Consider the following 20,043-nt stretch of genomic DNA (forward strand, 5'->3'; position numbering starts at 1 on the left):
GATAACCGGACATTATTAGCTTTTTTGCGGCCTGAAAACGGTGATTGCCCTCGCGTTACTGAAGCAACGCGTCCTTGCCCTGACGGATATCGCGCGGCGACCAGCTAAACTCCCGGCGAAACAGCGTCGAAAAGTGGTTACTGTCGCCGAAACCGCAGCGATAGGCGATATCCGTAACGCTTTCGTCGGTATGCCGTAAAAGGTGTCGCGCTTTGATCAGACGCAGACGATTGAGGTAACGTTGCGGCGTGAGCCCGGTATGCTGCTTGAGCTGACGATGCAGCGTGCGCAGCGAGAGCGAAAAGTCGTCCGCCAGCGTTTCCCAGCAGACATCTTCAGCGAAATGATCTTCCAGCCAGGCCATCAGCTGATTCAGACGCGCGTCGTTATTTTTCAGCCCTTCCACCAGGCTGCTGCGGCGCAGCAGTACCAGCAGCTGCATAAACAGCAGCTCGCGGGTGGCAATAGCGTGCGTCTCCTGCCCGTCCTCGCTCTGCTCCATCTGGCTCACCAGCTGACGCACCTGCTGCAACGTGGATTGATTCACCCGCCAGTGCGACGGGTAGTGGCCGTCCTTCTCCTGCGGCAACAGCTGATTCAGCCCGGAGAGAAACTGGAACGCATCCGGGGAACGATAGAGCACATTGGTCAGACACAGGTTGTCGGTATGTTCATACAGGTGCCTGTCGTGATCGCGCACGAAGCACACCGTACCGCCGCTGATGGTATACGGCTGACCGTTAAACACGTGGATGCCCGTTCCGTGCTCAACAATCACAATTTCATGAAAATCATGATGATGCTCCGGGAACGCAGCCTGAGGAAGCCGTGGCTCAATCGCGACCGGAGAAGCTCCCGAAGGAAAAAAATCGACGCTGTGCAGTACGGTCATAACGGCCCCCACCAATGAGAAAAGTTCTCAAAATAGTAATTAAGGCCTTCCACGCTCACCTTAAATTTTTGACAGCAAACCGCGCAAAAGCTGTCGGTTTTTCAAGAAACAGGCGGAAAGATCGGGAAATGCGGTCAGCGTCACACTGCCTGCAAACCCTGCCATTACTGGGAACTGTGAACTCCCTCACGTTCACCTTTGCTTTCTTGCCAGCGCGAGATTTGGGCTGTCAGTGGCGAGAAGGTGGCTATTTCTTTCCTTTCTTACACTCCTCGCTAATGACTTAAGAAAGGACCCGACCATGACTTTTCGCCATTGTGTGGCTGTCGATTTAGGCGCATCCAGCGGCCGTGTAATGCTCGCCACCTGGGACTGCGACCAGCACACCCTTACGCTTCGCGAAATGCACCGTTTCGCCAATTGTCTGCAAAAACAGAACGGTTTTGTTACCTGGGATATTGATGCGCTGGAAGCGGAGATCCGCACCGGACTTCACAATGTCTGCGAAGACGGCATTCGCATCGACAGTATTGGCATTGATACCTGGGGCGTGGATTACGTGCTGCTGGACAGTCACGGCGAACGCGTCGGCCTGCCCGTTTCCTACCGCGACAGCCGCACCGATGGGCTGATGGCGCATGCCATCGCGCAGCTTGGCAAAGAGAACATCTATGGTCGCAGCGGCATTCAGTTTCTGCCGTTTAACACACTGTACCAGCTGCGCGCGCTGGTTGAGCAACAGCCAGAGCTGGTCGAAAAGGTGGCGCATGCGCTGCTAATCCCGGACTACCTCAGCTACCGTCTGACCGGCAACATGAACTGGGAATACACCAACGCCACCACCACGCAGCTGGTCAATATCAACACCGATAACTGGGATGAACACCTGCTGGCCTGGACGGGCGCCTCGCCGTCCTGGTTCGGCGCGCCAACCCATCCGGGCAACGTGATCGGTCAGTGGATTTGCCCGCAGGGGAATGAAATCCCTGTTGTCGCCGTCGCCAGTCACGACACCGCGAGCGCGGTCATTGCCTCGCCGCTCGCCAGCAAAGATGCGGCCTATCTCTCCTCCGGTACCTGGTCGCTGATGGGCTTTGAGAGCAAAACGCCCTACACCAGCGACGCCGCGCTGGCCGCCAATATCACCAACGAAGGCGGTGCCGAAGGACGCTACCGCGTGCTGAAGAACATCATGGGCCTGTGGCTGCTCCAGCGGGTGCTGAAAGAGCAGAACATCACCGACCTGCCCGCGCTTATTGCGGAAACCGAAAAGCTGAAGGCCTGCACCTTCCTGATTAACCCGAACGACGACCGCTTTATTAACCCGGTGCATATGAGCGCCGAAATCCAGGCCGCCTGTTTTGAAGCAGGAAAACCCGTACCCTCCCGCCCCGCTGAGCTGGCGCGCTGCATTTTTGACAGTCTCGCCCTGCTCTATGCCGACATTCTGAGTGAACTGTCTGACCTTCGCGGCAAACCGTTCAGCCAGCTGCATATCGTGGGCGGCGGCTGTCAGAACCAACTGCTGAACCAGCTCTGCGCCGATGCCTGCGGCATTACCGTGGTGGCTGGTCCGATTGAAGCCTCCACGCTCGGCAATATCGGCATTCAGTTGATGACCCTGGACGAACTTTCAAGCGTCGACGATTTCCGTTCGGTGGTGACGGCGAATAACAGCCTGACCACTTTCACCCCCCATCCCTGCCATGAAATTGCCCGTTATCGGGCGCAGTTTCTGCAAAAACGACTGACTAAGGAGCTTTGCGCATGACCACTCAACTTGAACAAGCCTGGGACCTGGCTAAACAGCGTTTCGCCGCCGTCGGCGTGGATGTCGAAGAGGCACTGCGCCAGCTCGACCGTCTGCCCGTCTCTATGCACTGCTGGCAGGGTGATGACGTCGCCGGTTTCGAGAATCCGGGCGGTTCCCTGACGGGTGGCATTCAGGCAACGGGTAACTACCCGGGCAAAGCGCGCAACGCCACCGAACTGCGTGCGGATCTGGAACTGGCGCTGAGCCTGATCCCGGGGCCAAAACGCCTGAACCTGCACGCGATCTATCTGGAGTCCGACGAGCCGGTGGCGCGTAACGCAATCAAACCGGAGCACTTTAAAAACTGGGTGGAGTGGGCGAAAGCCAACAGGCTGGGTCTGGATTTTAACCCGTCCTGCTTCTCGCACCCGCTGAGCGCCGACGGGTTTACCCTTGCGCACGCCAACGACGAAATCCGCCAGTTCTGGATCGACCATGTCAAAGCCAGCCGCCGCGTCTCGGCGTATTTCGGCGAGCAGCTCGGCACGCCGTCGGTGATGAATATCTGGATCCCGGACGGCATGAAGGACATCACCGTTGACCGTCTGGCCCCGCGCCAGCGCCTGCTGGCCGCGCTGGATGAAGCCATCAGCGAGAAGCTGGACCCGACGCACCACATCGACGCGGTGGAGAGCAAGCTGTTCGGCATTGGCGCAGAAAGCTACACCGTCGGCTCGAACGAGTTCTACATGGGTTATGCCACCAGCCGCCAGACCGCGCTGTGCCTGGATGCAGGCCACTTCCACCCAACGGAAGTTATCTCCGACAAAATTTCCGCCGCCATGCTCTACGTGCCGCGTCTGCTGCTGCACGTCAGCCGTCCGGTGCGCTGGGACAGCGACCACGTGGTGCTGCTGGATGACGAAACCCAGGCGATTGCCAGCGAGATCGTCCGTCACGATCTGTTTGACCGCGTGCACATCGGCCTCGACTTCTTTGACGCCTCCATCAACCGCATCGCGGCGTGGGTTATCGGCACCCGCAACATGAAGAAAGCGCTGCTGCGCGCGCTGCTGGAGCCTGTCGCCGCGCTGAAACAGCTGGAGGCTAACGGTGACTACACCGCGCGTCTGGCGTTGCTGGAGGAGCAAAAATCCCTGCCGTGGCAGGCGGTATGGGAGATGTACTGCCAGCGTCACGATGCGCCTGCGGGCAGCCAGTGGCTGGATAACGTGCGGGCGTATGAGAAAGACGTGTTAAGCAAACGCGGGTAACTGGCCCCTCACCCTAACCCTCACCACGATAACTGGAAAAGAAAATTATGCAGACCATCACCACCTCCTGGTTCGTCCAGGGCATGATCAAAGCCACCTCTGACGCCTGGCTGAAGGGCTGGGACGAGCGCAACGGCGGTAACCTGACGCTGCGCCTGGATGACGCGGATATCGAACCGTTCGCCGCCGATTTCCACCAGAAGCCGCGCTATATCGCGCTGAGCCAGCCGATGCCGCTGCTCGCCAACACACCGTTTATCGTCACCGGCTCCGGGAAGTTTTTCCGCAACGTCCAGCTCGACCCGCAGGCCAATCTCGGCGTCGTGAGGGTAGACAGCGACGGCGCGGGCTACCACATCCTTTGGGGACTAACGGATGAAGCGGTTCCCACCTCTGAACTGCCGGCGCACTTCCTCTCCCACTGCGAACGTATCAAGGCGACTGACGGCAAAGACCGCGTCATCATGCACTGCCACGCCACTAACCTGATCGCCCTGACCTACGTGCTGGAAAATAATTCTGATTTCTTTACCCGCAAGCTGTGGGAAGGCAGTACCGAATGCCTGGTGGTCTTCCCGGACGGCGTCGGCATTCTGCCGTGGATGGTGCCGGGTACGGACGAGATCGGCCAGGCGACCGCCAAAGATATGCAAAAACATTCGCTGGTGCTGTGGCCGTTCCACGGCGTCTTCGGCAGCGGTCCGACGCTGGATGAAACCTTCGGCCTGATCGACACCGCCGAGAAATCCGCGGAAGTGCTGGTGAAGGTCTACTCCATGGGCGGCATGAAGCAGACCATCACCCGGGAAGAGCTGATCGCGCTGGGCAAACGTTTTGGCGTTACCCCGATGCAATCAGCCCTGGATTTATACGCGTAACGCCACAGGCGATAGTTAAGGAGAATTATCATGAGCTTTATGTTGGCACTTCCCAAAATTAGCCTGCATGGCGCGGGCGCAATCGGCGATATGGTCAGCCTGGTGGCGACCAGGCAGTGGGGCAAAGCGCTGATTGTCACCGACGGCCAACTGGTGAAACTGGGCCTGCTCGACAGCCTGTTTTTCGCGCTGGACGCCCATCAAATATCGTATCACCTGTTCGATGAGGTGTTTCCGAACCCGACGGAAGCGCTGGTGCAAAAAGGATTTGCGGCTTACCGGGACGCGGAGTGTGATTACGTGATTGCCTTTGGCGGCGGCAGCCCGATTGATACCGCCAAGGCGATTAAAATTCTCACCGCTAATCCAGGCCCGTCTACCGATTACTCCGGCGTCGGTAAGGTGAAAAACGCGGGCGTGCCGCTGGTGGCGATCAACACTACCGCAGGCACGGCGGCGGAGATGACCAGCAACGCGGTCATCATCGACGCCGCGCGTCAGGTGAAAGAGGTGATTATCGACCCGAACATCATCCCGGATATTGCCGTGGACGATGCCAGCGTGATGCTCGATATTCCCGCCCCGGTGACCGCTGCGACCGGTATGGATGCGTTAACCCACGCCATTGAAGCCTACGTGTCCGTTGGCGCGCACCCGCTGACCGACGCCAACGCGCTGGAAGCGATTCGCCTGATTAACCTCTGGCTGCCGAAAGCGGTCGACGACGGTCATAATCTGGAAGCACGCGAGCAGATGGCGTTTGGTCAGTATCTGGCGGGCATGGCGTTCAACAGCGCAGGTCTCGGCCTTGTGCATGCTCTGGCGCACCAGCCGGGTGCGACGCACAACCTGCCGCACGGCGTGTGCAACGCCATCCTGCTGCCGATCATCGAAAACTTTAACCGCCCGAACGCGGTCGCACGTTTTGCCCGTGTGGCACAGGCGATGGGCATCGACACGCGCGGGATGAGCGACGAGGCCGCCAGCATGTCAGCGATTCAGGCGATTCGCGACCTGAGCGCCCGCGTCGGCATTCCGTCCGGCTTTAGCCAGCTCGGCGTGACCAAAGCGGACATCGAGGGCTGGCTGGATAAAGCCCTCGCCGATCCGTGCGCGCCATGCAACCCGCGCACCGCCAGCCGCGATGAGGTCCGCGAGCTGTATCTGGAGGCATTATGATCCGCAAAGCGTTTGTTATGCAGGTCAACCCGGACGCCCATGAGGAGTACGCGCGTCGCCATAACCCTATCTGGCCAGAGCTGGAAGCGGTGCTGAAAGACCACGGCGCGCACCACTACGCCATTTATCTCGACAGAGAACGTAGCCTGCTGTTTGCTACCGTAGAGATTGAATCGGAGGAACGCTGGAACGCGGTCGCGAATACCGACGTCTGCCAGCGCTGGTGGAAACACATGCGTGATGTCATGCCGTCGAACCTGGATAATAGCCCAGTGAGTACCGAGCTGAACGAGGTGTTTTACCTGGCGTGAAGACGTTGCCAGCGTCCTCCTGCAGCGAGGATACCGGATCCCTGTTAGTTTTGTTCCGCCACCAGCAGCGCATACGTGTCTGGCTCCAGAGCCTTAAAGATGTGCGGCTGGTCGGCCGGGTAGCAGATGTAATCCCCGGCGGCCAGCTCTTCCGCCGCGTCGAGCAGGCCAACCAGGGCCCGTCCCTGCGTCACAATAATATGCTCTACTGCACCAGGCGAATGCGGCTGGGAAATGCGATCGGCGCCTGGCTGGGTCATCAGAAGGTAGACATCCCGGCGCGCGCCCGGCGGGCATGCGGCGAGCAAAATGGCTTCGTAGTTTGCCTGCCCGGCAACCACTTTCGTGCCTTCACCACGGCGGATCACCTGCGTGGTCGGCTGCTGCGGCTCCAGCAAGCGGGCAAAGGGAATATCCAGCGCCACGCAAAGCGACCATAGCGTTTCCAGGCTCGGGTTCCCGTTGCCGGATTCCAGCTGGGAAAGGGTGGATTTAGCGATCCCGGCACGGCGGGCAATCTCCGCCAGTGAAAGTCCGGTTCGCATGCGTTCTCGCACCAGACTTTTGGCGATTACGCTAATTGGCTGCGTCATAAAACGGCCTCTTTGTTCTATAAATCGAACGAATCGTTCATCTTGAAAAACAGTTCTGTTGCGTTCATTATAATGGATACCCGTTCGATATGGCTAAAAATGTATGACGCATCATCTCTCCTGCCTGAAAGGCGACACGATAAAAGCAATCATCCTGGTTTGCCTCGCGGTTGGGGTCGTCGGGATGTCCTATGGCTCACTGGCGATGGCCTACGGCTTCCCGCTGTGGGTGCCGTTTGTCCTCTCCCTCACCGTGCTGGCGGGCGCGTCCGAATTTATGTTTATCGGCATCGTAGCAAGCGGCGGCAACCCGCTGGCGGCAGCCGCGGCCGGTTTGCTGGTCAACGCTCGCCATGTGCCGTTTGGCGTGACGGTGCGTGAACTGGTGGGCAAGCGTGGGTTGAGCTATCTGGGCTGTCACATCATGAACGATGAAAGCGTGGTGTTTGGCCTGTCGCAAAAAACGCCCGAGCAACGTAAAGCGGCTTACTGGCTGTGCGGTTTAGGCGTGGCGATTATCTGGCCGGTGGGCGCGCTGCTGGGTGCCATGGTCGGCAAACTGCTGCCGGACCCGGAAACCATCGGGCTGGATGCGGTATTCCCGGCGATTTTACTGGCGTTAGTGGTACCTGCGTTTAAAAACCGTACCACCCTGATCCGCGCCTGCAGCGGCGCCGCGCTATCACTGGCCGCCGTACCGTTTGCCCCGGTGGGCTTACCGGTGCTGCTCTCATTACTCGGTCTCGCTGCGAGGAAAAAATAATGGGGAACATGACGGTCTTTATTCTCGGCATCGCTATTTTGTCTGCAGGAACCTATCTGATGCGGCTCGGCGGAGCGAAACTGGGGAGTCGGCTTGCGCTGTCAGAACGCTCTCAGGCGCTGCTTTCGGACGCGGCAACGGTCTTGCTGTTTTCCGTCGCGCTGGCGACAACGTTCTATGAAGGGGAACACTTCGCCGGCATGGCGCGCGTGCTGGGCGTGGCGTTTGCTGTGTTTCTCGCCTGGCGCAAAATGCCATTAATTGTGGTGATCGTGGCGGCGGCGGTGGTAACGGCGCTGCTGCGCCTGGCGGGGATCCACTAAGAGAAATGCCCGACAGAACGCGTCTGCCGGGCATCAGAGGGTTTATTGCGCAGGAAGGGTGTCCGCGTTTAGCGTCAGCGTCTCGGTAAAGTCCGTGGCGTTGGTCACGCTGAACGCTTTTTCTGAAAGATAGGTCGTGACCATCATGGTCGCGGTGAACTGCTGGCCCGCCACTTCCGTGCCGTTAACAGCCGCCAGCGCTTTCTCCGGCGGCAGCGTCACCTGGGATGCCCCACCCTGAACGGCAACCGCCCCGATATCGACCGCGGCCAGCTGCACCGCGTTGCCGTCTACCCGTCCATCCTTAAACGCGATCTTCATCGCACCGCTATCCGTAAACCGATACGCCAGATTCTGCCGGGCTGCCCCGCTGATGGAGACACGCATTTTGCGCGTATCCGGACACAGTACCGAGACCTGAAACTCCCGCGTGACCGAGCCATAGCCGTTATAGACTTTGCCGACATGCTCGGCCGATCCCTTTTGCATATCCTCTTTACGGTAGCGGCCATAGTCGACCGTCTTTACCGCAGACATCATTTCACACTGACCATCATCGGCGTGCGCTAGCGTCGGTATCCCTGACACCCCGCAGAGTAACGCGATCGTCAGCGCGTACTTCTGAATGTTATTTAGAGACATTTCCCTGTCACCTCTTCATAGAATTTATTCGGCTCCGCTTCTGGCAGGGTATACGTCAGCTTACAACGCCCCTTATCCAGCTTCGCGTACAGCTGCTGGTTGGCGGAGATATCGTTAAGGAAGATCACGCCATCTTCTGGTGCCGTCGTGACGTACTCACCCGCTTCGTCCACAATGGAGACACCTTCCGGCAGCGGCGTACCGTCCGGGCGGCTGATAGCCAACAGCACGCGGCGCTGGCTCAACGTTGCAAACTCCCACTTCGCCACGGCACCGTGTGAAGCCTTGATCGCTATCCTGCCGTTTCTCACATCGAGGTTGCCCGGCAGACTTTCCGTGTTGACCTCAATGGTGCTTTCGCGGAACGGTGACAGAGAAGGGATCACGGCCTGACCCCATTTATCCGTCCACACCGGGCCACGCGCGGTGCCAATCTCGATGCCTGCCACCGGTTTATCCAGTTTGGCAATGGCATACGTATCCGCCACGCGGTAAGGCGAGAAGGTCACACCATCGCCGTGGGCCACAATCCCGCCGCTCAGCGCCGCAGAATAGTTCGTGTTGCTGTCGTTATCGCCTCCCGCCGCCAGCGCCAGGTTGGTATAACGCAGATTGCTGTTCAGCGAGGTATCCCAGCTGGTGGTGTTCTGGTCATGGTCCTGAGAGACGCCAACCATATACTGGTTCGTATCGTTGAGCGATCCCATCGCGCGCGTGCCCCAGGAACTGTCCCCCTCACTCTCACGATACCAGGAGCTGGTATTCACTCCCGTACGTCCCAGTGGGATCGACACATTCACATAGAGCATGTCGTTATCGCTGTCGTCGTTACGGCTGACGTCAGACTCCCAGTTCACGCTCACGTTGAAGTATTTAAAGCTCTGTGACCATGACGTAATAAATCGGCGGCTGTCGTATTCGCTGTTCCAGCTCTCATTGCGGTAGTAGCTGAGAGAGAAGCGGCCAAGGGCAGGAGTGGACCAGTTGATGCCAACGTTGGTGTCGTATTTCGTTTGCGACATGTCGTCGTCATCACCGTAAAGCTCCGTCATCTCGCGATAATCCGGCGTGCCGTAGCTGCCGCCCATCGAAATGCCGATCCCCCATGGCAAGGAATAGCCAAGGTCGAGCGTCGTTTTGTTGCCGTCCGTTTGCGACTGGTTATCTATCGACGCCAGAAAACCGAGTGAGGCATACAGGTTCTGCATCGGGACGGTATCCAGGTTGCCGGAGAAACCGTAATAGTGGTTATCCGCCATCACCATACCGGCAAGAAAATTCATGCGCTTGTTAATGGACCAGCCGTTGTTGGCGGAGACGATCCACGGATTTTCAAAGCGCGAATCCATGTCGTCTTCAACGCGACCTACCGCCATGGTAAAGCCCGGTGCGCGGCCCACGTGGTTGCTGCGGAAGGTGCTCGCCGCAACAGTAAAGTGGTTTTCACTGCCGTCGCTCTCGGTCACCGTCACGTTCAGGTCGGTGTTGAGGTTAGCCAGCGGCACATCGTCCAGATTAAACGGCCCGGCCGGTACCAGCGTTGAATAGATCAGTTGTCCGCCCTGGCGGATATCCACGCGCGCCTGCGGGTTACGGGCGATACCGGAGACTTCCACACCGGTCCCTGCCTGAGGCAAAAGTGCGGTATCCGGCATCATCTGTACTCCGTAGATAGACGGAATGCTGAAGCGGCTGTTGGCCACGTTAATCTGGCCACCCTGCACCATCACGCCATAATCGGTGAACGTGCGCTGAGCGTAGGTATAAAGGGATTCAACGTCAAAGCTCTGGTCGCTGCCGTCGCTGATGAATTGTGTGCTGCGTACAATCCAGTCCCCGGCGTTAAAGCCCAGTTCAAAGGTAGACTGGAAACGATCTGCGTTATCATCGTCATACTGGTTATGGGTGCCGAACATGGAGTAATTCAGCATCGCCGCACGCCCGCCACGGACTTCCGCGAACTGACGCCCAAAATTGGGATCCAATGCTTCCGGCGGGACCACAACCGATATTTCTTCGATATCCGGCGAAGACTGGATCGTCGAGCCGGACCAGTACTGATGAATTTTTGGGCAGTTGCCTCGTCTGGTTTTTTTAATCAGACCCGCGTTTTCCAGAAAGTCCTCATCAATACAGGGCGTACCTTCTTCATCAAATTTCACCGGCATAAGAGTACGCTGCTTACCGTTAATATTCACGGTCACGTTATGATAGCCGGGAGCAAAACGAGGTGCCATGGAATAGTATTCAGCAATCGCCGGATCTAACCCTTGGTTTTTTAATGCATCGGTATCAAATATCGCTCTCGCCAATTCTATCGATTCATTTTCTATAGGGGTTACTTCAGCCCGAATACTGAAAGCTAGCGCCGAAAGGCAAAACGCAAGCATTCCCTTTTTACAGGAAACGTTTAACATAACTACTCCATGTGATGTTTGCTTTTTTATTTGAAATCGGCGATATAATTCTTAGCCTTATAGCCGTAACGGGTTGCCGGATATATTTCAATTTTCTTTTCTAATGATGAAAATTTTACATCCGCATTGGCTGTCATTGTTTCACCCGGCAATATATAGGTTTTAGGGAATTTCGCTGCTGTACCGGAGGGTAATAATTTCACTTGTTGCTCCATACGAACAACATAAGGCGTCTTATTCTCGACAGTGACAACGCCATTTTTAACCTGCCAGGTTAAGTCCTTCCAGGGCTCAAGATTAACCGCCAGCCCAGCTGGACGAATAATAACAGGAAGATTCTGGCTAAAGGTGACCTTAACTTTATTCTTTTCCCGCTGCGGAATAGCGCTAAAAACCACACGTTTAAGGTGCTCAACCTTCAAAGGTTCGTTACTGCCTTTCAACACAAAGCGTACACGCTGAGTTTTACCTGCATCCACACGTACCACAGGCTGTGTAACAATCAGTCCAGGTTTTTGATCATCAGCTAAATCGATGACTTTTGTGTAGAGCAATTGTGCATCAGCATCGGTGTTTTTCACATCCATACTGGCGCCCTGTTCATCTTCGTTAACAATCAGCAATGATGTATCTGGCACCATCCCGGCAGCCATCGTGTTGAACGAAGCTAACAGGCAGGCGCAAATGAGCGTTCTTTTCAGACTCAGCATAATATTAATCCATTAATATTAATAAATAACACTCCACGAACATGGAGTGTTTCCTTTTCCGGCGGAAAAATTACAGATAAACTAACTCAACGTTTGTTAAGCCATCCAGAGTGGCTTCATCAGTAATACTCAGATCGTTGGTAGGGTTAATCATCGCTGCTACGCCGACATTAAAGTTAACATTAGTCTGCGGAACAGGGTCACCGCCTAATGTGTCACTGAAAGAGTACATCTCGCTCTTATCAGTTGTTACCTGCAAATAACGAACACCAGATTTATTACCCCAATCCATGTTACCGCCGCTTGCCATGGTATAAGTTGGATACAGTACGTCTCCAGCTTCGTTTGTCACTGCACCACTCGTTTGTTGAATACCAAGTGAGTAAGCGCCAATTTTTTTACCGTTATACATACCCAGACCCGCAGTATACTTCGGCTCGAGAGCAAAATCTAAATCAACAAATGATGTGGGTAAATCTTCTGTAGGTGCAGAATCAGCGTGTGCATCGTTAAAGGTTACGGCAATACGCGTAGCATCTTCACAGGTAATATTGACAGGAACAATTTTAACATCGGCTAATGGGGTTACGGCGGTTGAATTTAACGATGCCACTTTCATCGTGCCAAAATCTGCGATTCCTCCGCCGCTGGTGAATGTCGGCGTGCATGAAGAAGGCAGAATTTTACCCGTAACCTGAATATCAATACTGGATGCCGCCATTGCTGAGGACGCCGCTACAGCCAGCACGGATGCCAGCATCCCTTTTTTAAACATCGCGTTCATTTTATTTCCTTATATAAGTGAAATACAAAATAAACCAGATAATGAATATCTGGCCTGGGGTTATTACTTAAAACAGTTTGTTTTTGGAAAGTAGCATTACAGATAAATTCGATCAATACTTCAAAAGTCTTTTAGGATTTACGCCTGAGGAATTCCTTAAAACTCAGGATCAATTATATTTTCACTGAATATGAAACCGGTAATATAGCATCAAAAAAACACAATGCATTCTTTTGATAAATACATACAGAAGGCTGGTCTGACCTTATATTTGAAATGTGTATGGAATTGCTTAATTTCAAACAAAAGTGACCAAAGAGGTGAAACATTTACATTTATTGTTTCATTAATCAGGAATAGCTTAGAAGATATGCGAGGAGATAGCGGGAAGGAATAGAAGAAAGTAAACCTGTCCCGGCTCCGAAGAGCAGGGACAGCGGCAACATAGCTTACTTGTTCAGTTCAGCGGTCATATGCACGCGGTTACCGGAAAATGCCTGGGTAATCTTGTAAGAAGACGCGCCCGCTTCCTGAGCCTGAGCAGCGATTTTCGCTTCTGCGCCATCAATGGTAGACGCGGTTGCGGTCACCGTCTGTGCAGCGAAAGAACCGAAAGAAGTAGCCAGAGCGATTACAGCGACAAAAGTTTTGATGCTTTTCATAATATAAACCCTTTCATTAAGTTGTTTAGGTAAGGCACCGTGCCTTGATGAGATAAATATTAGCCCTCATCCTGAACAACTAAAAGCGGAAGGATTTGCTATTATCGTTCAAAATTATTGATTAACCATTAATCGCTGTGGATGGGTATAAATCGTCGCCCTTCCCGGCTTGCAGAAGCCCACCAGCGTCAGGTTGCAGCGCTCCGCGACTTCTACCGCCAGCGTGGTTGCCGCCGACACCGCAAACAGAATTTCCACGCCGCACATCGCGGACTTCTGCACCATCTCATAGCTTGCACGGCTGGAAACAAGCGCCGCGCCCTGCTGCCAGAGATCGCTTTCCTGCGCACGACGGCCTAATAGCTTGTCGAGCGCGACGTGGCGGCCTACGTCCTCATGCCCTCCGGCAATATCTCCTGACGGCAATACCCACGCCGCCGCGTGCGTGCAGCCACTCAATTGGCCGATGGGCTGTACGTCGTTGAGATGTTCCAGCGCATAGTCAAGATGCGCCAGATTAAAGGTCTGGGTAAAAGGCAGTGGCGCAACGGGCTTGCCAATATCGTTAAGCTGCTCAACACCACAAACGCCGCACCCGGTACGCCCGGCCAGCGCGCGACGGCGCTCTTTCAGCCCCATAAAGCGGCGGCTGGAGAGTTCAATTTGCACTTCCAGACCGTTACACGCCTGAACCACGTCCATGCCGTAGATCTCCTGCGGATGCGCAATGATGCCTTCCGAGAGGGAAAACCCGATGGCGAACAGTTCGAGATCTTTGGGTGAGGCCATCATCACCACATGCGAAATACCGTTGTAAACGAGGGCAACGGGCACTTCTTCCGCCAGAAAATCGGGCGTGGTATGGGTAATATGGGGCGGTCTGCGTACCGACAGTTCCACAATGCCCTCAGGCAGTGGCGATGAGCGGGTAGCACGGTTTTGTTTAGACACAGCGGTATTCCTGAACAACCACGGAAGTAAGCCTGCTATTGCAGCATAAACCACAGGCCTTACGCATAGTATGGATCAACTTTTCGACACTCATTCTCCTACTCATTAAGAAGGGGTGCAAGCCGACCCCTGCTACACCCTTTTAACATGCAGAGCAGATAACGTGATCGATGTCACACTTTATAATCAACACAGTGATAATACGTTCACTTTGTATTAACGCCGTTGGAACAGGTATACCGACATTGTGGTATTCTGATGATATCCCTCGGAGAAATGAGGGATTAACGCAAATTTTTCTCCTTTGCGGTCAATTCTCAACCGCGAAGTTAAAACTACATATGTAAGCAATGTCGAAACAAGGAGTGACCCATGCAGGTCAGCAGAAGGCAGTTCTTTAAGATCTGCGCTGGCGGTATGGCAGGCACCACGGCAGCGGCACTGGGCTTTGCGCCCGGCGTAGCGCTGGCGGAAACGCGGCAGTATAAACTGCTGCGTACCCGTGAAACCCGTAATACCTGTACATACTGCTCTGTCGGTTGCGGGCTGTTAATGTATAGCCTCGGCGACGGTGCTAAAAACGCCAAAGCGTCTATTTTCCATATCGAAGGCGACCCGGACCATCCGGTCAACCGTGGTGCGCTGTGCCCGAAAGGGGCCGGTCTGGTGGACTTTATCCACTCCGAAAGCCGCCTGAAATTCCCGGAATACCGCGCGCCAGGCTCCGATAAATGGCAGCAAATCAGCTGGGAAGAGGCGTTTGACCGCATCGCAAAACATATTAAAGAAGACCGCGATGCCAACTTTATTGAGAAGAACGCCGACGGCGTCACGGTTAACCGCTGGCTCTCCACCGGGATGCTGTGTGCATCTGCCTCCAGCAACGAAACCGGCTATTTAACCCAGAAATTCACGCGTGCGCTCGGTATGCTCGCGGTCGACAACCAGGCGCGTGTCTGACACGGACCAACGGTAGCAAGTCTTGCTCCAACATTTGGTCGCGGTGCGATGACCAACCACTGGGTCGACATCAAGAACGCCAACCTCATTGTGGTGATGGGCGGTAACGCCGCTGAAGCGCACCCTGTCGGGTTCCGCTGGGCGATGGAAGCCAAAATCCACAACGGTGCGAAACTGATTGTGATCGATCCCCGCTTTACGCGTACAGCGTCAGTGGCGGATTTCTACACCCCTATTCGTTCAGGTACTGACATCACTTTCCTGTCAGGCGTACTGCTGTACCTGATGACCAACGAAAAATATAACCGCGAGTACACCGAAGCCTATACCAACGCCAGCCTGATCGTGCGTGAGGATTACCACTTCGAAGATGGCCTGTTCAGCGGTTATGACGCGGAAAAACGCAAATACGACAAAACCAGCTGGAACTACGAGCTGGATGAGAAAGGCTTTGCGAAGCGCGATACCACTCTGCAACACCCGCGCTGCGTGTGGAACCTGCTGAAAGAGCACGTTTCCCGCTACACGCCGGACGTTGTTGAGAATATCTGCGGCACGCCGAAGGCGGACTTCCTTAAGGTGTGCGAGCTTATTGCGGAAACCAGCGCGAAAGACAAAACCGCGTCGTTCCTGTATGCACTCGGCTGGACGCAGCACTCCATCGGCGCGCAGAACATCCGTACCATGGCAATGGTACAGCTGCTGCTCGGCAACATGGGGATGGCAGGCGGCGGCGTGAACGCCCTGCGCGGCCACTCCAACATTCAGGGTCTGACCGACCTCGGCCTGCTGTCGCAGAGCCTGACGGGTTACATGAACCTGCCAGGCGAGAAACAGCCCGACCTGCAAACCTACCTGACGGCCAGCACGCCAAAACCGCTGCTCGAAGGCCAGGTGAACTACTGGGGCAACTATCCGAAGTTCTTCGTCTCGCTGATGAAAGCCTTCTACGGCGACAAAGCGACTGCGGAAAACAGCTGGGGCTTTGACTGGCTGCCGAAGTGGGACAAAGGTTACGACGTTCTCCAGTACTTCGAGATGATGCACCAGGGCCAGGTCAACGGCTATATCTGCCAGGGCTTTAACCCGGTGGCGTCGTTCCCGAACAAGAATAAGGTTGTTGAATCTCTGTCGAAGCTGAAGTTCCTGGTCACGATTGACCCGCTCAACACCGAGACCTCGACCTTCTGGCAGAACCACGGTGAATCAAACGACGTCGATCCGTCGAAGATTCAGACCGAAGTGTTCCGTCTGCCGTCGACCTGCTTCGCGGAAGAGAACGGTTCTATCGTTAACTCAGGACGCTGGCTGCAGTGGCACTGGAAAGGCGCAGACGCCCCGGGCATCGCCATGAACGACGGCGAGATCCTGGCCGGTATCTTCTTACGCCTGCGTAAGATGTACGCGGCAGAAGGCGGCGCGAACCCTGAGCCAGTGCTGAACATGACCTGGAACTACTCGACGCCGGAAAATCCTTCCCCGGAAGAAGTGGCGATGGAGAGCAACGGTAAGGCGCTGGCGGACGTTATCGACCCGGCAACCGGCGCGGTTCTGGCGAAGAAAGGCGATCAGCTCAGCACCTTCGCGCACCTGCGCGATGACGGTACGACCTCCAGCGGCTGCTGGATCTTTGCCGGTAGCTGGACGCCGAAAGGCAACCAGATGGCTAACCGCGACAACGCCGACCCGTCGGGCCTTGGCAATACGCTGGGCTGGGCATGGGCGTGGCCGCTCAACCGCCGCATCCTCTATAACCGTGCCTCCGCTGACCCGCAGGGCAACCCGTGGGATCCGAAGCGTCAGCTGCTGAAGTGGGACGGCGCGAAATGGGGCGGCGTGGATATTCCGGACTACAGCACTGCCGCACCGGGCAGCGACGTTGGGCCGTTTATCATGCAGCCTGAAGGGATGGGACGCCTGTTTGCTATCGATAAGATGGCCGAAGGTCCGTTCCCGGAACACTACGAGCCGTTTGAGACGCCGCTGGGCACTAACCCGCTGCACCCGAACGTGGTCTCTAACCCGGCAGCGCGTATCTTCAAGGGCGACTTTGAAGCGCTGGGTAAAAAGGACAAGTTCCCGTACGTGGGCACCACTTACCGTCTGACCGAACACTTCCACTACTGGACCAAGCACGCGCTGCTTAACGCCATCGCGCAGCCGGAACAGTTTGTGGAGATCGGCGAGAAGCTGGCGAACAAGCTCGGCATTGCCCATGGCGATACCGTGAAGGTCTCCTCCAACCGCGGCTACATCAAAGCCAAGGCGGTGGTGACCAAGCGTATTCGCACGCTGAACGTTCACGGTCAGCAGGTGGATACCATCGGCATCCCAATTCACTGGGGTTATGAAGGCGTGGCGAAGAAAGGGTTCATTGCGAACACCCTGACGCCGTTCGTCGGCGATGCGAACACGCAGACGCCGGAGTTTAAGGCCTTCCTCGTGAATGTGGAAAAGGTGTAACGGAGACGACTTATGGCTTATCAATCTCAAGACATTATCCGTCGTTCCGCGACTAACGGTTTCACGCCCGCGCCCCAGGCGCGGGACCACCAGCAGGAAGTGGCGAAGCTTATCGACGTGACCACCTGTATCGGCTGTAAAGCCTGTCAGGTGGCCTGTTCAGAGTGGAACGACATCCGTGACGAAGTGGGTCACAACGTCGGGGTGTACGACAACCCGGCGGACCTGACCGCCAAGTCCTGGACGGTGATGCGTTTCTCGGAAGTGGAGCAGAACGACAAACTGGAATGGCTGATCCGCAAAGACGGCTGTATGCACTGTGCGGATCCGGGCTGCCTGAAGGCGTGTCCGTCAGAAGGGGCTATCATTCAGTATGCCAACGGCATCGTCGACTTCCAGTCCGAACAGTGCATCGGCTGCGGCTACTGCATCGCGGGCTGTCCGTTCGACGTGCCGCGCATGAACCCGGAAGACAACCGCGTCTATAAATGTACGCTGTGCGTTGACCGCGTTAACGTGGGCCAGGAGCCAGCGTGCGTGAAGACCTGCCCAACCGGCGCTATCCACTTTGGATCTAAAGAGGATATGAAAACGCTGGCGGCAGAGCGCGTGGGCGAGCTGAAAACTCGTGGTTACGACAACGCGGGCCTGTACGATCCGGCCGGAGTTGGCGGTACGCACGTGATGTACGTGTTGCACCACGCCGACAAGCCGAACCTGTATCACGGTCTGCCGGAGAACCCGGAGATCAGCGCCACCGTGAAGTTCTGGAAAGGCATCTGGAAACCGCTGGCAGCGGTCGGTTTTGCTGCCACCTTCGCAGCGAGCATCTTCCACTACGTCGGCGTTGGTCCGAACCGCGCGGAAGAGGAAGACGACAACCTGCATGAAGAGAAAGACGAGGTGCGCAAATGAGAAAACGTGACACCATCGTGCGCTACACCGCGCCGGAACGCATCAACCACTGGGTCACCGCCTTCTGCTTCATGCTGGCGGCGATAAGCGGGCTGGGGTTCTTCTTCCCGTCCTTCAACTGGCTGATGCAGGTACTGGGGACGCCGCAGCTGGCGCGCATCCTTCACCCGTTCGTGGGTGTGGTGATGTTTGCCTCGTTTATCATCATGTTTTTCCGCTACTGGCACCATAACCTAATCAATCGGGATGATATCTTTTGGGCGAAGAATATTCGTAAGATCGTCGTCAACGAGGAAGTGGGTGATACCGGGCGTTATAACTTCGGCCAGAAATGCGTATTCTGGGCGGCGATTATCTTCCTGGTCCTGTTGCTGGTGAGCGGCGTGATCATCTGGCGTCCGTACTTTGCGCCTGCTTTCTCAATCCCGGTGATCCGATTTGCGCTGATGCTGCATTCATTTGCCGCAGTGGCGTTAATTGTGGTTATCATGGTGCATATCTACGCCGCCCTCTGGGTGAAAGGCACCATTACCGCGATGGTGGAAGGATGGGTAACCAGTACGTGGGCGAAGAAACATCACCCGCGCTGGTACCGTGAAGTCCGCCAGAAACAGGAAAAGTCATCTGAATGAGTATTCGCATAATCCCGCAAGATGAGCTGGGGTCGAGCGAGAAACGCACGGCGGATTATATTCCGCCGTTGTTATTCCCCAGACTCAAGAACCTCTACAACCGCCGCGCAGAGCGTCTGCGCGAGCTGGCAGAGAACAACCCGCTGGGTGATTTTCTGCGCTTTGCCGCGCTGGTCGCCCACGCGCAGGAAGTGGTGCTGTACGACCACCCGCTGCAAATGGACCTGACCGCGCGCATCAAAGAAGCCAACGCGCAGGGTAAGCCGCCGCTGGACATTCACGTCCTGCCGCGCGACAAGCACTGGCATAAGCTGCTGCATTCGCTGATTGCCGAGCTGAAGCCGGAGATGAGCGGCACCGCGCTGGCGGTCATTGAGAACCTGGAAAAAGCCTCCGATCAGGAGCTGGAAGAGATGGCGAGCGCGCTGTTCGCCTCCGACTTCTCGCTGGTAAGCAGCGATAAAGCACCGTTCATCTGGGCTGCGCTGTCGCTCTACTGGGCGCAAATGGCGAGTCTGATCCCCGGTAAAGCCCGCGCTGAATACGGCGAAGCGCGTCAGTTCTGCCCAGTCTGCGGCTCAATGCCCGTCTCCAGCATGGTGCAGATTGGCACCACGCAGGGGCTGCGCTACCTGCACTGCAACCTGTGTGAAACCGAGTGGCACGTGGTGCGCATCAAGTGCAGCAACTGCGAGCAGACCCGCGATCTGAACTACTGGTCGCTGGAAAATGAAGACGCGGCGGTGAAAGCCGAAAGCTGCGGCGACTGCGGCACCTACCTGAAGATTCTGTATCAGGAAAAAGACCCGAAAGTCGAAGCGGTGGCGGACGATCTCGCCTCGCTGATTCTGGACGCGAAGATGGAGCAGGAGGGCTTTGCCCGCAGCTCGATTAACCCGTTCCTGTTCCCGGGTGAAGGGGAGTAGTCTCCATTTAGCCCG

19 protein-coding genes are annotated in these 20,043 nt (G+C 56.0%); 11 read left to right on the plus strand and 8 right to left on the minus strand.

Translation table 11 applies throughout. The annotated features are described in order from the left end of the window. Nucleotides 1-55 precede the first annotated feature (55 nt). Nucleotides 56-892: an HTH-type transcriptional activator RhaS gene (gene rhaS / locus D5066_RS19230; protein WP_080330310.1), complete on the minus strand. Its 837-nt coding sequence runs from the start codon at nucleotides 890-892 to the stop codon at nucleotides 56-58. A 301-nt stretch (nucleotides 893-1,193) separates the two neighbouring features. Here rhaS and rhaB point away from each other — a divergent pair, with 301 nt between their 5' ends. From rhaB to rhaM, 5 genes are read left to right on the plus strand one after another with little or no spacing between them, the layout of a single operon-like run. After that, nucleotides 1,194-2,663 (plus strand): rhamnulokinase, encoded by a 1,470-nt coding sequence (rhaB, locus tag D5066_RS19240; RefSeq protein WP_119916922.1) that lies wholly within the window; start codon nucleotides 1,194-1,196, stop codon nucleotides 2,661-2,663. Beyond that, entirely contained in the window at nucleotides 2,660-3,919 is a 1,260-nt protein-coding gene (gene rhaA, locus D5066_RS19245; RefSeq protein WP_119916923.1) for an L-rhamnose isomerase, read from the plus strand. Before rhaB ends, rhaA begins: the two co-directional genes overlap by 4 nt. Before the next feature lie 47 nt (nucleotides 3,920-3,966). Next, entirely contained in the window at nucleotides 3,967-4,797 is an 831-nt protein-coding gene (gene rhaD / locus D5066_RS19250) for a rhamnulose-1-phosphate aldolase (RefSeq protein ID WP_119916924.1), read from the plus strand. A gap of 30 nt (nucleotides 4,798-4,827) precedes the next feature. After that, on the plus strand, nucleotides 4,828-5,976 hold the full coding sequence (gene fucO, locus D5066_RS19255) for a lactaldehyde reductase (RefSeq protein WP_119916925.1): 1,149 nt from the start codon (nucleotides 4,828-4,830) through the stop codon (nucleotides 5,974-5,976). After that, a complete protein-coding gene (gene rhaM, locus D5066_RS19260) occupies nucleotides 5,973-6,287 on the plus strand; it encodes an L-rhamnose mutarotase (protein ID WP_080330305.1) in 315 nt (104 codons plus the stop codon). Before fucO ends, rhaM begins: the two co-directional genes overlap by 4 nt. Nucleotides 6,288-6,331: 44 nt before the next feature. Here the strand turns inward: rhaM and D5066_RS19265 are convergent, their stop codons facing one another. Continuing rightward, nucleotides 6,332-6,880: a helix-turn-helix domain-containing protein gene (locus tag D5066_RS19265; RefSeq protein ID WP_119916926.1), complete on the minus strand. Its 549-nt coding sequence runs from the start codon at nucleotides 6,878-6,880 to the stop codon at nucleotides 6,332-6,334. 103 nt (nucleotides 6,881-6,983) lie between these two features. Here D5066_RS19265 and D5066_RS19270 point away from each other — a divergent pair, with 103 nt between their 5' ends. Next, entirely contained in the window at nucleotides 6,984-7,643 is a 660-nt protein-coding gene (locus tag D5066_RS19270; RefSeq protein WP_080330303.1) for an AzlC family ABC transporter permease, read from the plus strand. After that, complete coding sequence (locus D5066_RS19275; RefSeq protein WP_119916927.1) at nucleotides 7,643-7,966, plus strand: AzlD domain-containing protein; 324 nt, start codon at nucleotides 7,643-7,645, stop codon at nucleotides 7,964-7,966. The genes D5066_RS19270 and D5066_RS19275 overlap by 1 nt, the downstream gene beginning before the upstream one ends. 42 nt (nucleotides 7,967-8,008) lie before the next feature. Here the strand turns inward: D5066_RS19275 and D5066_RS19280 are convergent, their stop codons facing one another. From D5066_RS19280 to fdhD, 6 genes are all read right to left on the minus strand, one after another. Continuing rightward, a complete protein-coding gene (locus tag D5066_RS19280; RefSeq protein ID WP_119916928.1) occupies nucleotides 8,009-8,608 on the minus strand; it encodes a DUF1120 domain-containing protein in 600 nt (199 codons plus the stop codon). Next, a complete protein-coding gene (locus D5066_RS19285; RefSeq protein ID WP_119916929.1) occupies nucleotides 8,599-11,025 on the minus strand; it encodes a fimbrial biogenesis usher protein in 2,427 nt (808 codons plus the stop codon). Before D5066_RS19285 ends, D5066_RS19280 begins: the two co-directional genes overlap by 10 nt. Before the next feature lie 26 nt (nucleotides 11,026-11,051). After that, nucleotides 11,052-11,735, minus strand: a complete 684-nt coding sequence (locus tag D5066_RS19290) for a fimbria/pilus chaperone family protein (protein WP_119916930.1) — start codon at nucleotides 11,733-11,735, stop codon at nucleotides 11,052-11,054. Nucleotides 11,736-11,805: 70 nt separating this feature from the next. Further along, nucleotides 11,806-12,519, minus strand: coding sequence for a DUF1120 domain-containing protein (locus D5066_RS19295; RefSeq protein WP_119916931.1), 714 nt, complete (start codon nucleotides 12,517-12,519; stop codon nucleotides 11,806-11,808). A gap of 449 nt (nucleotides 12,520-12,968) precedes the next feature. Then, nucleotides 12,969-13,181: a YdgH/BhsA/McbA family protein gene (locus D5066_RS19300; protein ID WP_014072382.1), complete on the minus strand. Its 213-nt coding sequence runs from the start codon at nucleotides 13,179-13,181 to the stop codon at nucleotides 12,969-12,971. Between the two features lie 114 nt (nucleotides 13,182-13,295). Continuing rightward, complete coding sequence (gene fdhD, locus D5066_RS19305; RefSeq protein ID WP_119916932.1) at nucleotides 13,296-14,132, minus strand: formate dehydrogenase accessory sulfurtransferase FdhD; 837 nt, start codon at nucleotides 14,130-14,132, stop codon at nucleotides 13,296-13,298. Between the two features lie 372 nt (nucleotides 14,133-14,504). On the opposite strand from fdhD, the gene fdnG reads away from it, so the two are divergent. The 4 genes from fdnG to fdhE are packed head-to-tail and all read left to right on the plus strand — an operon-like array spanning nucleotide 14,505 to nucleotide 20,028. Then, nucleotides 14,505-17,555, plus strand: a complete 3,051-nt coding sequence (fdnG, locus tag D5066_RS19315; RefSeq protein ID WP_165853357.1) for a formate dehydrogenase-N subunit alpha — start codon at nucleotides 14,505-14,507, stop codon at nucleotides 17,553-17,555. A gap of 12 nt (nucleotides 17,556-17,567) precedes the next feature. Then, entirely contained in the window at nucleotides 17,568-18,470 is a 903-nt protein-coding gene (gene fdxH / locus D5066_RS19320) for a formate dehydrogenase subunit beta (protein WP_003861960.1), read from the plus strand. Next, complete coding sequence (gene fdoI, locus D5066_RS19325) at nucleotides 18,467-19,102, plus strand: formate dehydrogenase cytochrome b556 subunit (RefSeq protein ID WP_010436852.1); 636 nt, start codon at nucleotides 18,467-18,469, stop codon at nucleotides 19,100-19,102. The genes fdxH and fdoI overlap by 4 nt, the downstream gene beginning before the upstream one ends. Next, nucleotides 19,099-20,028: a formate dehydrogenase accessory protein FdhE gene (gene fdhE / locus D5066_RS19330; protein ID WP_080330293.1), complete on the plus strand. Its 930-nt coding sequence runs from the start codon at nucleotides 19,099-19,101 to the stop codon at nucleotides 20,026-20,028. The genes fdoI and fdhE overlap by 4 nt, the downstream gene beginning before the upstream one ends. The last annotated feature ends 15 nt before the right edge of the window (nucleotides 20,029-20,043 follow it).

The sequence above is a fragment of the Enterobacter chuandaensis genome (assembly GCF_003594915.1).
In the GTDB taxonomy this organism is placed as follows: Bacteria; Pseudomonadota; Gammaproteobacteria; order Enterobacterales; family Enterobacteriaceae; genus Enterobacter; species Enterobacter chuandaensis.